8 protein-coding genes are annotated in these 13812 nt (G+C 68.1%); 3 read left to right on the top strand and 5 right to left on the bottom strand.

What is annotated here, in order from left to right:
- Positions 1-53: 53 nt before the first annotated feature.
- Positions 54-2270 carry an MMPL family transporter gene (locus tag IEZ21_RS20200; RefSeq protein ID WP_189323311.1) on the bottom strand — a complete coding sequence of 739 codons (2217 nt, stop codon included), beginning with the start codon at positions 2268-2270 and terminating at the stop codon, positions 54-56.
- Between the two features lie 298 nt (positions 2271-2568).
- Between IEZ21_RS20200 and IEZ21_RS20195 the strand changes: the two genes are divergently transcribed.
- Positions 2569-4044 (top strand): AlkA N-terminal domain-containing protein, encoded by a 1476-nt coding sequence (locus IEZ21_RS20195; RefSeq protein ID WP_189323466.1) that lies wholly within the window; start codon positions 2569-2571, stop codon positions 4042-4044.
- Between the two features lie 48 nt (positions 4045-4092).
- A complete protein-coding gene (locus IEZ21_RS20190; protein WP_033320187.1) occupies positions 4093-4575 on the top strand; it encodes a methylated-DNA--[protein]-cysteine S-methyltransferase in 483 nt (160 codons plus the stop codon).
- A gap of 957 nt (positions 4576-5532) precedes the next feature.
- On the opposite strand, the gene IEZ21_RS20185 is transcribed toward IEZ21_RS20190, so the two are convergent.
- From IEZ21_RS20185 to IEZ21_RS20170, 4 genes are all read right to left on the bottom strand, one after another.
- Entirely contained in the window at positions 5533-6777 is a 1245-nt protein-coding gene (locus IEZ21_RS20185; protein ID WP_246567945.1) for a family 1 glycosylhydrolase, read from the bottom strand.
- Positions 6774-9095, bottom strand: coding sequence for a glycoside hydrolase family 3 N-terminal domain-containing protein (locus tag IEZ21_RS20180; RefSeq protein WP_189323310.1), 2322 nt, complete (start codon positions 9093-9095; stop codon positions 6774-6776). The genes IEZ21_RS20185 and IEZ21_RS20180 overlap by 4 nt, the downstream gene beginning before the upstream one ends.
- Before the next feature lie 70 nt (positions 9096-9165).
- Positions 9166-11631: a glycoside hydrolase family 2 TIM barrel-domain containing protein gene (locus tag IEZ21_RS20175; RefSeq protein ID WP_189323309.1), complete on the bottom strand. Its 2466-nt coding sequence runs from the start codon at positions 11629-11631 to the stop codon at positions 9166-9168.
- A gap of 32 nt (positions 11632-11663) precedes the next feature.
- Positions 11664-13088 carry an MFS transporter gene (locus tag IEZ21_RS20170; RefSeq protein ID WP_213089326.1) on the bottom strand — a complete coding sequence of 475 codons (1425 nt, stop codon included), beginning with the start codon at positions 13086-13088 and terminating at the stop codon, positions 11664-11666.
- 102 nt (positions 13089-13190) lie between these two features.
- Between IEZ21_RS20170 and IEZ21_RS20165 the strand changes: the two genes are divergently transcribed.
- Positions 13191-13778, top strand: a complete 588-nt coding sequence (locus IEZ21_RS20165; RefSeq protein WP_189323308.1) for a TetR/AcrR family transcriptional regulator — start codon at positions 13191-13193, stop codon at positions 13776-13778.
- Positions 13779-13812: the final 34 nt, after the last annotated feature.

Genomic DNA, 13812 nt, shown 5'->3' with positions numbered 1-13812 from the left:
GCGGCCCTCGGGCGCGGGTCCTGGGGGAGGACCCGGGCGCGGGTCTGGGGGGATCAGACGCGCGCCGCTTCGCGGTCGGCCGGGTTGTCCGGGACCGTGGTCAGGGTGGCGGGTCGGCGGGTGAGGGCCTCCCCTTCCACGTCGATATTGGGCAGCAGCCGGTTCAGCCGGCGGGGCAGGTACCAGGCCTTGTCGCCGAGTAGGGCGAGTACGGCGGGGACGAAGGCCATGCGGACGACGAAGGCGTCGAACAGTACGGCGATGGCCAGCCCGAACCCGATCATCTTGATCATCGATTCGCCGGCCCCGATGAAGCCGGAGAACACCGCCATCATGATCAGCGCGGCGGCCACGACCACACGGGCGCTGTAGCGGAATCCGGAGACGACCGCCTGCGCGGGCCGGTCTCCGTGGACGTACGCCTCGCGCATCCGCGAGACCAGGAAGACCTCGTAGTCCATGGCGAGACCGAAGACGATGCCCACCAGGAAGATCGGCATCAGGCTCATGATCGGACCGGTCTCGGTAACACCCAACAGCTCGGCACCCCAGCCCCACTGGAAGACCGCCACGACCGCGCCGAGAGCCGCGAGCACCGACAACAGGAAGCCCAGGGCCGCCTTGATGGGCACCAGGATGGACCGGAAGACCACCAGCAGCAGCACGATGGCCAGGCCCACCACGACCACGAGGTACGGGATCAGCGCGTCCTGCACCTTCTGGGCGACGTCGATGTTCACCGCGGTGGTGCCGGTGACCTGGAAGGATGCCCCGTCCGTCGCGGCCTCGATGCCGGGGCGCCCGTCGCGCAGCGACTGGACGAGGTCCTTGGTCGCCTTGTCGCTGGGCCCGGTGCCCGGGACGGCGGAGAACACCGCGGTGTCGCCCGCGGGGTTGAACTGGGCCGGCGAGACGGACACGACCCCCTTGGAGGCACCGACCTCCTCGGAGATCGTCGTCACCGCGGCCTTGGGATCATCGGCCCCCTTGGCGTCCACGACGAAGGTCAGCGGCCCGTTGAAGCCGGGGCCGAAGCCGTCGGCGAGCGCGTCATACGCGCGGCGCTCGGTGGTCGACGTGGACTTGACCTCGGCTCCGGGCATGCCCAGTTGCAGCCCCGTCACCGGTATCGCGACCACACCGAGGCCCACAACACTCAGGAGCAGCACCGTGACGGGACGGCGCAGGACGAACCGGGCCCAGCGGCTGCCTCCGTTGTGCTCGCCACCCTCCTTGACCGTTCCGCTCTTGCGGGTGCCACGCGAGAGCACGGCGTTCGGCCAGAAGCCGAGCAGTGCGGGGACGATGGTCAGCGAGATGAGTACGGCGATGACGACCGCGCCCGCCGCGGCCAGGCCCATCTTGGTGAGCATCGGGATACCGACCACGGACAGCCCGGCCAGCGCGATCACGACGGTGAGCCCCGCGAAGACGACCGCTGAACCCGCGGTGCCGGTGGCAAGACCCGCCGCCTCCTGCGGCGCATGGCCCTTGGAGCGCTCCTCGCGGTAGCGGGAGACGACGAACATGGCGTAGTCGATGCCGACCGCGAGCCCCAGCATCATCGCCAGCGTGCCGGTCGTCCCGGACAGACCGAAGGTGCTGGCCAGGGCCGTGATCGCAGCCATGCTGACCCCGACACCGAGCACCGCCGTAAGCAGCGGAAGCCCGGCGGCGGCCATCGAGCCGAAGGTCAGCACCAGCACGAGGGCCGCGATGGCGATGCCGATCGCCTCGCCCGCCCCGCCCGCCGCCGGCTGGCTGGCCAGCGCGTCGCCGCCGACCTCGACGGTCAGGCCCGCATCCCGGACCTCGTCGATGGCGTCCTCGATGGACTTCTTGTCGGCGTCACCGAGCTTGTCGGCGATCACCTTGAAGTTGACGGTCGCGTACGCCGTCGAGGCGTCCTTGCTGACCGCCCGCGCCTCGAAAGGGTTCACCGCGCTCGCGACCTCTCGGCCGGCGGACGCCTCGTCCACGAACTCCTCGATCGCGGACCGGTTCCCGGCCGCGGTGACCTTCTGCCCGTCCGGGGCGACGAAGACGACCCGGGCCGTCGCGCCATCGGCTGTGGAGCCGGGGAAGCGCTCCTCCATCAGGTCGAACGCCTTCTGGGACTCGATGCCGGGCATCGACATCCCCTCGTCGGGAGCGGCGGGCGCCTTGGCCGCACCGAGGCCGAGGGCGCCCAGGACCGCCACCCACATCAGGGCGACGTACCAGCGTCGCCGGAAGGCCGTACGGCCCAGTCGATAGAGGAAGGTAGCCATGGGGCAGGGGTCTCCACATCTGGTCTCGGGTACCTGCCAAGGCTCCTGGGACAGGACCCTTCCTGTCGTCGTGCGCCTGCCGACAATGCCGCGTACTGAGAACGCAGTACGCGGCCACCTGCCCGTAGTCCTGGATGAGGAGGAGGCGAGGAGACGGTCGCCATGACGCAGGCGCCGCGCACGTGCCGTGGTGGGCGACAGCCCCAGGTAGATGTCGGATTCTCGCCAGCCACCGCCATGACCATGGCCGATGCTGGAGAGCATGCAGAACGGGACGTACAACGGGACGCAGCACGCCATGCACACCGACACCGAGCGCTGTGTGCGCGCCGTCCAGTCGAAGGACGCCCGCTTCGACGGCTGGTTCTACACGGCGGTGCGGACGACACGGATCTACTGCCGGCCCAGTTGCCCGGTCGTGCCGCCGAAGCCGGAGAACATGACGTTCTACCCGAGCGCGGCAGCCTGCCAGCAGGCCGGGTACCGAGCCTGCAAACGGTGCCGCCCCGACACCAGCCCCGGCTCGCCCGAATGGAACCAGCGCGCCGACCTGGTCGCCCGCACGATGCGGCTGATCGGCGACGGAGTCGTGGACCGCGAGGGCGTCCCCGGCCTCGCCACGCGGCTCGGCTACAGCACCCGCCAGATCGAACGCCAGCTCCTCGCCGAACTGGGCGCAGGCCCGCTCGCCCTGGCCCGCGCCCAACGCGCCCAGACCGCCCGCCTCCTCATCGAGACGACCCCGGTCCCGATGGCCGACATCGCCTTCGCGGCGGGCTTCTCCTCCATCCGCACCTTCAACGACACGGTCCGCGAGGTCTTCGCCCTCTCACCGAGCGAACTGCGCACCAGGGCGCCGAAGAAGGGAGCCAACTCACCTTGTACGCCAGGGGTGTTGACGCTACGCCTCCCCTTCCGGGCCCCGCTCAACCCCGACAACCTCTTCGGCCATCTCGTCGCCACCGCCGTACCCGGCGTCGAGGAATGGCGCGACGGCGCGTACCGCCGCACCCTGCGCCTGCCCTACGGCCACGGCGTCGTCGCGCTCACCCCGAGGTCCGACCACATCGCCTGCCGGCTCAGCCTCAGCGACCTGCGTGACCTGACCGTCGCCATCAGCCGCTGCCGCCGCATGCTCGACCTCGACGCCGACCCGGTCGCGGTCGACGACCAGTTGCGTACGGATCCCCTGCTCGCCCCGCTCGTCGACAAGGCGCCGGGCCGCCGGGTGCCGCGTACCGTCGACGAAGCCGAGTTCGCGATCCGCGCCGTACTCGGCCAGCAGGTGTCCACGGCCGCCGCCCGCACACACGCCGCACGCCTGGTCACGGCGCACGGCGAGGCGGTCGACGACCCCGAAGGGGGCCTCACCCATCTCTTCCCCTCCGCCGAGGCGCTGGCCGCGCTCGACCCCGCCTCACTCGCGATGCCTGCCACCCGCCGCACCACTTTCACCACGCTCGTACGCCAACTCGTCGAAGGATCCCTCCACTTGGGCGTCGAGAGCGACTGGGTGGAAACCCGCGCCCGGCTGCTCGAACTGCCCGGCTTCGGGCCGTGGACCGTCGACGTCATCGCGATGCGCGCCCTCGGCGACCCCGACGCCTTCCTGCCCACCGACCTCGGAGTCCGGTACGCCGCCCGGGAGTTGGGCCTGCCCTCCACACCCGCCGCGCTCACGGCCCGCGCCGCGGCCTGGCGGCCCTGGCGGGCGTACGCCGTCCAGTACCTCTGGGCGACCGGCGACCACCCGATCAACTTCCTTCCCGTATAAGCCAGTACAGGCCCGTACCGACTACTCAGATTCGTCAAAGGACTTTCCGTGAAACAGCACACCGTGATCGACAGCCCCTATGGCCCCCTCACCCTCGTCGCCACCGACGGCGTCCTGTCCGGCCTCTACATGACCGACCAGCGCCACCGCCCACCGGAGGAGACCTTCGGCACACCCGACGACACGCCCTTCGGCGAGACGATCGACCAACTGAAAGCCTATTTCGCGGGCGAGTTGAAGGAGTTCGACCTGCCCCTGCGCCTCGACGGCACACCTTTCCAGCGCACAGTCTGGGACCAACTCCGCCGCATCCCCTACGGCGAGACCCGCTCATACGGCGAACTCGCCGACGCCCTCGGCAACCCCAAGGCTTCCCGCGCGGTGGGCCTCGCCAACGGCAGGAACCCGGTCGGCATCATCGTCCCCTGCCACCGGGTCGTAGGCGCGAACGGCAGCCTCACGGGCTACGGCGGCGGCCTGGACCGCAAGAAGCGACTGCTGGACTTCGAACGGGGCGCCGGGCTCTTTTAGCCCTGGGTATTCAGCGGAATTCGATGATCTGACGCCCCGATAGCAGAAAGGCGCCGTTGACCTGCAAGAATGTGAGTGTCTAGGTCATATCCGCTGCGGGAGCAAGGCGCCTTTCTGGTGGTTGAGGGGTGGGACCGTCGGCTGTCGGTTGTGGCTGACGCGAAGAGGCTGATCGGTCATGCCGGGGCGGTGCTGCTGCGCCGATGCGCGGACCGGACGGGCTGACGGGGGCGCTGGCGAAGGTGCTGCCGTCCAGCACCGTGGCCGGCTGGCGGGACCGGGCAGGGGTGCTGGTGCACCTGGCGGTCGCGATCGTACTCGGGTCGGCGAACCTGTCGGAGGCCGAGCAGTTTCAGCTTCACCATCGGCCGCTGTTCGGGCCCGAGGCATCGGACTCGACCGCCCGCCCGACTCGCCGACCACGCCCGCCGCCGATGGCTCCGGATCGAGCGGACTTGGCCCTGGGCCACCGCGTTCACCACCTGCTGGCAGCGGCTGACCACACTCCCGGCCATCATCTGACGACCGGCCGCCAGACTCGACGAAGGCCAGGAAGGAGCAGGACCAGCACACTCCGGGAGCCGTGGAACCCCGGCGCGGCCGCAGCGACACGCGAAGGCCCCGCCCGCGATCACGCGGGATAAAAAGGGCGAACCATCAACCTCATCAGGCAATCACGACCGCTGACGAATCGAGGTTGACGAGGAATTCCGACGAGCGGCATCAGAAGCTCCTGGTCGACAAGGTGAGTCGGCGACACGACCAGCGCCAGGGCTCCGGGCGAAGTGTCGAGATGACTACGACATCGTTGCGCCGTGGCGGCCTTGGCTTCACCAAGTAGGCGCGAACTACCGGATGCGGCAAGGACGCGTCCCGAGGTAGGCGGCACGGCAGAGAACGTCCACTCGCGCGAAGCTGCGGTAGTCAGGCACGACATGGTCTTTGGAGGCGCTCGGGTCAGGAAAGGGATTCGGTGACAGCCGCGCCGTTCGTGCGGGCGACGCTACCGAGCCATGCCAGGCTCGGCTTCGCTTTGCGCTCGAAGGTCTCCCTGTCGACGGCGGCCAGCCCGAACGTCGGTTCCCAGTGGCCCCACTCGTAGTTGTCGAGCAGGCTCCAGTGCAGGTAGCCATGGACGTCTGCACCGTCCGCCATCGCCGCGGACAGTCCCCGCAGCGCGTCGGTCGTGTAGGCGATTCTGCGGTCGTCGTCGCTTGTTGCGATCCCGTTCTCGGTGACGAGGATGGGTAGGCCGGTCACCTCCCACGCGTGGCGGACGGCCATGCCGAGAGCGTCCGGTCGGTACGCCGCCCCGGTCTGCGTGTTGTCGGGGCGCTCAGGGTGGGGGACGAGTCCGTTCGCGTCCACCTGCTGGCTGGAGTAGGACTGGACCCCGATCCAGTCGTCGCCGCGTGATCCTTCGAGGTAGAGGTCTTCGTACGCGTATCGCACTTCAGCGAGTTTCTCTTCGTTGCCCGGTGTTGCGGTGAGCGCGCCGTTGGCGATCGTCCATCCCACCTTGGCTCCTGTCCGTTCGCGCACGATGTCGCGGACGGCGTGGTGGAGTTCGACCATGCGGTGTCCGAATCTCGGTTCGGGCACCGGCAGATTCGCGGCGATCCGTTCCCGCTGCGCCTCGCCGTCGACGGTGGGACTCTGCCATTCGGCGAGCTGCCCGGAGCGCATGGCTTCCTGCAGCATCACCATCATCGCCTGCATGTTGGGTTCGTTCATGGTGGCTACCCACTGCACGCCATCGAGGATATGGGTGGCAGTGGTCACGAATGATGCGAACCGGGCGGCTGCTTTTTCTCCCAGCCAGCCGCCTTCCTCCGCGAACCAGCGTGGCGACGTGAAGTGTTGCAGGGTGATCACCGGCTCGAGTCCGAGTTCGAGTGCGGTGTCGATCATGCGCCGGTAGTGGGCCAGCTCGGCGCGCGAGATCTGCCCCGGCCGCGGCTCGATGCGGGCCCACTCGATGCCGAATCGGTACGCGGTGCAGCCGGCGTCCGCCAGCAGTTCCATGTCCTCCCGATAGCGGTGGTAGCTGTCCAGAGCATCGCCGCTCGGTTCCATCCCGGGCATCAGGCTCTCGCGGGCCCACCAGTCGCTGTTGATGTTGTTGCCCTCAATCTGGTGAGGTGCGGTCGAAGCGCCCCAGAGGAACCTGGCGGGAAAGGCACTCATCGTGTTCTCGTTCATCGTGTCTCCACCTCAAGCGTGGTCGTCAGCTCGGCGGTGGAGCTTCCGCCGACGTAGATGTCGATGGTCGTGGCGTCCTGGACGAACCCGCCCGTGGCCGCGGCCCAGTAGCGCAGCATGTCCGGGCCGAGACCGAAGGTGACCGTGCGGATCTCGCCGGCCGCGAGGGGGACCCGCTGGAACCCCTTGAGCTCCCGGATGGGACGGGAGGCCGTGCCGTAACGCTGATGCGTGTAGAGCTGCACGACCTCGTCGGCGTCGACGCCGGAGCGGTTGTGAACGTCGACGGACACGGTGACGGTTTCTCCGACCTGGATCTCGGGCCGGTCCAGTCTCAGGTTCGAGTACTCGAAATCGGCGTAGGAGAGTCCGTGACCGAAGGGGTAGAGCGGCACGCTTTCCTCTTCGAAGTAGCGCGCACCCTGGTTCTCGGGCTGGAAAGTCCGGTTGTGCGAGTAGATGATGGGCACCTGTCCGACGTGGCGCGGCCAGCTGAAAGGGAGGCGCCCGGCGGGCGAGACCTCGCCCAGCAGGACGGATGCCACCGCTTCACCGCCGCGTGTCCCCGGGTACCAGGCTTGCACGATGGCGGGCACGTGGGCGTCCGCCCAGCGCAGATCAAGGGGGCGGCCCGACATGACGACCAGCACGACGGGAGTGCCGGTCCGGCTGATCCGCTGGAGCTGCTCCAGCTGCCGCCCCGGCAGGTCCAGGGTGGCGGTCGAGGCGTTCTCGCCGATCTGGTTCTGTCGTTGCCCGACGACCACGATCGCCACGTCGGCGGAGGCCGCCAGCTCCACCGCACGGGTGATCTCGTCGTCGTCGTTGTCCAGGGAGGTCTCCACCACTGTGGGGTCCATCCGATCGAACATGGAGGGGAAGCGTCGGCTCGGGCTGCCCGCTCCCGGCGCGTGCGTCACCTGGACGCGGTCACCGAGACGGTTCCGCAGGCCTTCCAGAACGGTTACGGTCTCGTCGGTGTCGTGGTCGAACACCCACGGGCCGAGGGTGTCTCGCTTGCTGTCGGCCAGTTCCCCGATCACGGCGACCGTTTTCAGAGCGTCGGCGCGAAGCGGAAGCACGGCGGGCTCGTTCTTCAACAGGATGATCGAGCGCTCTGCGGTGGTGCGGGCGAGCTCACGGTGTTCGAGGGCACCCAGGACGGAGGCCGCGGCATCCTCGAGCACGTAGGGGTTCTCGAAGAGACCGAGCCGGAACTTGGCCGTCAGGACCCGCCGCGCTGCGTCGTCGATAACCTCTTCACCGATCACACCGTCGGTGCCTGCCTGCGGGAGTCGCGAGAAGGCGGGGTCGAACATGCACATCTCCATGTCGAGCCCGGCCGAGACAGCTCGCACCGCTGCATCCGTGAGGTCTTCCGCGAAGTGCTGGGTCTCCAGGGATCGGACGGCGTTGGCGTCCGAGACCACGAATCCCTCGAAGCCGAGCTCGTCGCGGAGTATGTCGGAGAGCAGGCGGCGATTCGCGGACGCCGGCACGCCGTTGAGGTCCATGTAGGCGCTCATCACAGTGCCGGCCCCGGCTTCGATCGCCGCTTGGAAGGGCGGCAGGTACACGTTCCACAGCTCGGAATCCGACACTTCGGCGTCGTCGTAGTCGCGGCCGCCGCGAGCGGCTCCGTACCCGGCGAAGTGCTTGGGGCCCGCGAGCACGTGCTCGGCGTCCAGGTTCCCCTGGAAACCTTGGACCTGGGCCGCCGCGACGGCGGCACCGAGCACGGGGTCCTCACCCGGTCCTTCGATGATCCGCCCCCACCGTGGGTCGCGGGCGATATCGACCGTCGGCGCGAACGTCCAGGCGATACCGACGGCACGGGCTTCGCGGGCGGCCACGGCTTGTGCGGTTTCGATCGTGGCAGGCGACCAGGTCGCGGCGAGTGCGATCGGCACCGGGAAGATGGTCCGCAGGCCGTGGATCACGTCGAAGCCGAACAGCAGAGGGATGCCGAGGCGGGTGGTCTCGACGGCGAGGCGCTGCAGGCGGTTCGTCTTCGCGGGGTCTTTGACGAACAGCACGGAGCCCGTGGTGCCGGCGGCGATCGCGGCTTCGACCATCTTGGGCTGTCCGACATACGCCCGTTGCTCAGGCGGGAGCGTCTCCAGGTCGAAGTCCTCGGGCAGTTCCTCCATGTCCAGGTAGAAGAACTGGGTGAGCTGGCCTGCCTTCTCCTCGAGTGTGAGTCGGGAGAGCAGGTCGTCGACGCGCTGTTCCAGGGGCAGGGCCGGGTTCTGGTACGGGAGGTCGCCCGCCCGGACGGCGGCCGGATCGGTGACGCTTTCCGCGGCCACGTCGGTCATCGGTCTCCTTCTGGTTCAGCGGGGTTCGCCCCGCTGAGGATGGTGGTGGAAGGGGTGCGCCGGGTGGTCTTCATCGCAGGGCCAGGAGCGCGGCGGTGACGGGCTCGTCGTCGGGTTCCAGCGACTCCAGCTCGAGGACGACCGGTTCGAGGCCTTCCGCAGTGACGGTCACCGTGATCTCCCCGGCACCTCTCGGCCGGACGATCGCCAGAGCCCGGCCGTCGAACGTGGTGCACTGCGCTGCGTCGAAGCGTTCCTCCGAGTCCGGGCGGGCACTGCCGAGGGCCTGCAGGACGGCCGCGCCCTCGACCGTCACGTGCACCAGCTGATCGTGTGCGCCCGCCGGGTTGCCCTGCTCGTCGCGGAGTTCGATGGTGATGAAGCTGAGGTCGGAGTCGTCCGCGTGCAGTTCTGTCCGGTCGGCGACGGCGACGAGCCGAGTCGGGCCGGTGGCCGAGCGGAGCGACGTGCGTCCCTGTTCGACGCCGTTGCGGTAACCGACGGCCACCAGTTCCCCGGGCTCGTAGGTGAGATCGAACTCGGCCAGGAAGGGCTTGGACTCTCCTGGCGTCGCCCGCCCCAGAGAGCGGCCGTTGAGCAGCAACTCGACTTCGTCAGCGACGGTGTACACCTCCACGGCGATCGGGGTGCCGATCGGCACGTCCCAGCTCCAGCTGGCGATGGAATCGCTCCACGCCCACATGCCGAAGCCCTCACGCCCGTATACCTCGGGGCGTTGAACGGCGAGGTAGGGCTGGGTTCGGAGGCCGAACACGATCTCCCGGTAGTAGGAGATGGGCCTGCGCAGGCCGGTGATGTCCAGGTCTCCCACCCGCGCGGAGATCCACGGGTAGGGCGCCTCGAAGACCGGGCTCACATCCGCGTACTGGAGCCGGCCGACGCCGGCTTCGCCGAGGTAGTCCCAGCCGGTCCAGGTGAAGTCACCCAGCACGTGGGCGTTGTCCAGCACGAGGCGCCAGTTGTGCGCGATCCGCGGCGGGAAGGTTTCGGTGCCGACGATGATCCGGTGGGGGAACTGCTCGCGATCGGACTCGTAGCGTCCGTCCCCGTAGTTCAGGCCGGCCACGTCGAGAACCGAGAAGGAGGCTTCCGTCTTTTCGCTGACCATCGGCGAGGCGCTGACTCTCGCCATGAAATCGCCTGCGTTCATCATGGCGTTCACGCCGCCCTCCCCGTCGGGCTGCACTTCGGCGGAGCGGGCGCGCATCTCTTTCACCTCGCTGAGCACCGAGACGAACGGGTTGATGCCGTTCGTCACGAAGCGTGTCGGATCGAGGGTGCGGATCTTCTCGGCGAGTGCGCGTCCCCATTCGGAACCGAGCGCGTCGCCGGTTTCGAAGATCTCGTTGCCGATCGAGTAGAAGATCACGCTGGGATGGTTGAAATCCTTTCGTACCAGAGATTCGACATCCCGCTCCCACCATTCCGGGAACGACAGTGAGTAGTCGAACGACGATTTTCCTTCCGCCCACATGTCGAAGGTCTCGTCCATCACGAGCATGCCGAGGCGATCGCAGGCGTCGAGCATTGCGGGGCTCAGCGGGTTGTGGGAACTGCGCAGGGCGTTGAAACCGGCCTGCTTCAGAAGCTCGACTCGACGCTCCTCGGCGCGCGCGATGGTGGCCGCGCCGAGAGGCCCGTTGTCGTGATGAATGCATGCGCCGCGGAGCTTGACCGATTCGCCGTTGATGCGCAGGCCGGTGATCGGATCGAGCTGAAGGCGACGGATCCCGAAAGGCGTGGTTTCCTCGTCGAGGAGCTCATACGAGTTCTCAAGCACGGTGCGGGCCGTGTGGAGGGCCGGGCTGTCCACGCTCCACAGGGCCGGATTCGGTACGTACAGCCGCTGGCGGACCACCCCGGACCCGCCCGCGCGCAGGGTGATGGGTGCGGAGTCGCGCGTGATCACCTCGCCGTCAGGACAGCGGATTTCGGTGCGCACTCGAAGCGTCCGGGTTTCGACGCTCTCGTTCACCACCCTTGTCGCCACCTCCACGACCGCCCGATCGGCGTCGATGTCAGGCGTCGCGATCCGGACCTCGCCGAGGTGGGCGAGGTCGGTGACGCGCAAGGTCACATCCCGGTAGATGCCCGCGCCGCTGTACCACCGGGAGTCGTCGTGGGTTCGGGCATCGACACGGATGGTGTTCGATTCCCCGTAGCGCAGGAACGGGTCGAGGGGCACGTCGAACGGTGAGTAGCCGGAGGGTCGCTGAGCCGCGAAGGTGCCGTTCACATAGACCATGGCGTCGCGGTAGACGCCCTGGAACTCCAGCGTGACCCGCTTGCCACGCCACCGATCGGGAACCTCGAAGTCCTTGAGGTACTCGAACGTGCCACCGGGAAAGTAGCCGGTCCGTCCTCCGGAAGGCGCGTCGGCGTTCCGGGGAAGGGCGGCGACGGCGTCGTGCGGCAGGGTTACGGATGTCGCGTTCCCGGCGCCGGCCTGAAGCTGAGCGAACGGGCTCACCTTGGGGCGGACGCGCCAGCCGCGGTTGAAGGAAGTTCTTGTCATGCTGCTCCTCGGTTTGCCGCGGTGGCCACTACTCAGCGGACGCTCTTGACGCGCAGAAGGATCACCAATCCCCCGATGAGGGCGAAGCCTGCGGAGATCAGGTACAGGAGGCCGTAGTTGTCCTCCGCGGAGCCGGCTCCGAGGAGGAGGAAAGCGGGCGCGAGCAGGGGTGCGGCGACCTGTGGAATGGACGTCGAGAACTGGGTGATGGCGACGAAGCGCCCCGCCTGGGTGTCCTGCTCGGGGAGCACGTCCAGGTAGAGGGCCTGGTCGACGGCGGAGAAGATGCCGAGGCCGACCTGCAGGACGCACAGCCCGATCAGCAGCACCGGCAGATCCGGAGCGAGCCAAGCGGTGACCGCGCCCACCGCGAAGAGGACTCCGGCGAGAAGGATGAAGGACTTGCGCCGCTTGAGCCGGTCGGAGAGGAATCCGCTGAGCGCCGCGCCTCCCACGGTGCACACGATGCCGAGCAGGCCGGCAATCGCGACAAGTCCTCCGATCTGAGTGACGGGACGGCCGAGCTTGGCGGCGAAGAAGAACGTCGTGAAGGTGCTGGAGAGTGTGACGCCGAAATTGAACAGGAACCGTCCGAGCCAGTTCCAGGAGAAGTCCTTGTACTTCTTCACGTTGTAGCCGTAACCGGAGAGCAGCGAACCCATCGTCACCTTCTCGGGCGCAGCCGCGTTCCGGAGGTCGGGCTCTTTGACGAAGGCAGCGAACAGGAGGATGAAGGTCGCTCCGACCAGACCCGGAACCAGGAAGATCAGGAGGTTCGAGGTCGCGAACGCGCTGGCCAGGACGACACCCGCGATAGAGGCCACCATCGTCGCCACCCCGGTCAGGCCGGCCACCTTGCCGCGCTGGGACTCCGGAAGACGATCGCCCATCGAGCTCGTCACCTGCAGCCCGGCGATTCCGAAGCCGAGTTGCGTGACTCCCCAGCCGAGGAGCGCGATCCAGACGTTCGGGGAGACGGAAACGATCAGCAGTCCGGCAAGGCCGACCACGGTGAGGCCGATGAGCCAGGGACGTCGACGTCCGAGCCGGCTGCGCGTGCGGTCGCTGAGAATGCCGACGAGCGGACCGGCGAGCACGACGACGAGCGCCCCCACTCCGGTGACGTAGCCGAGGAACTCCTTGTTCTCGGGCGCAATGCGCGCGAGCAGAACGGAGAGCGAGTATCCGATCGGTCCGACGAGCGCCACTATGGAGCCGAACGTCGCCAGTACGACCAGCCAGATGTAGGCAGCGCTCACCCGGGGACGGTCCTCGCCCGGGGTTGTCTGATGTGTGAGCTCCTCCGCAATCATCGCCGCCTCGTTGAAGGCAGGCGAGGAGGGGGAGGCGACGGGCGCCGGACCATTCACCGGCTCGCCGCCCTCCTCGCTGACGAGCGTGGGAGCTGTGCCGGCCTTCCGGTGGCCGGATGTGGCCGCGGACTCACGCTCGGTCATGCGAACTCCCTTGTTCGGCTAATCTACCGATCGATAGGTTGCGCCTACCGGGTGGTAGATTAGGATTCGTGGACATCGTCGTCAAGCCGCCCGAGGAGATCGATGAATGCAGCAACTGACAGCACTCCCCGCGCCCAGCGACGGCTGGCGCCCGAAGTGCGGCGCCGTCAGATCGTCCTGGAGGCAGCGCGGCTGATCTCTGCTGCCGGCTTCAACGCGGTGTCCCTGGCAGACATCGCGGACGCGTGCGGCATTCGGAAGCCGTCGGTGCTGCACCATTTCCCGTCCATGGCCGATCTCCTCGCGGCTGTCCTCGCTCACCGGGACGAACTGTCCTACCCCGTGCGACGCGAGGTTGAGGATTTCGCCGACCCTGCCGCGGTGAACGAGGTGTTCCGGAGCACGGTGGAGCACAACCAGCAGCAGCGTGAGTTGGTCCGGCTCTACGTCGTGCTCCGGGCTGAGGCTCTGGATGTCGGCCACCCCGCGCACGGCTACTTCCTGGAGAGGGAGCAGCGGGCGCTCGACGGTTTCGCGCGGGCGCTGTCCTGGAAACCGAAGCCGATGCTCGCCGCGCGGGAGCTGTACTCCTTCTGGACGGGATTGGAGGCGCTTTGGGTCGCCGATCCCACGGTGGACATGCTCGAAGTGTGGGATGCCTTCGCCGAGCGCTTCTTCACCATCAGTTGAGCGTCACCTGACGAACGACACGACGTCGCAGTGC

Origin of the sequence: Streptomyces flaveus (genome assembly GCF_014647675.1) — a bacterium.
Classification (GTDB): Bacteria; Actinomycetota; Actinomycetes; order Streptomycetales; family Streptomycetaceae; genus Streptomyces; species Streptomyces flaveus.
The sequence above is the reverse complement of the archived record's forward strand: the minus strand, read 5'-3'. Positions and strand labels throughout refer to the sequence as shown.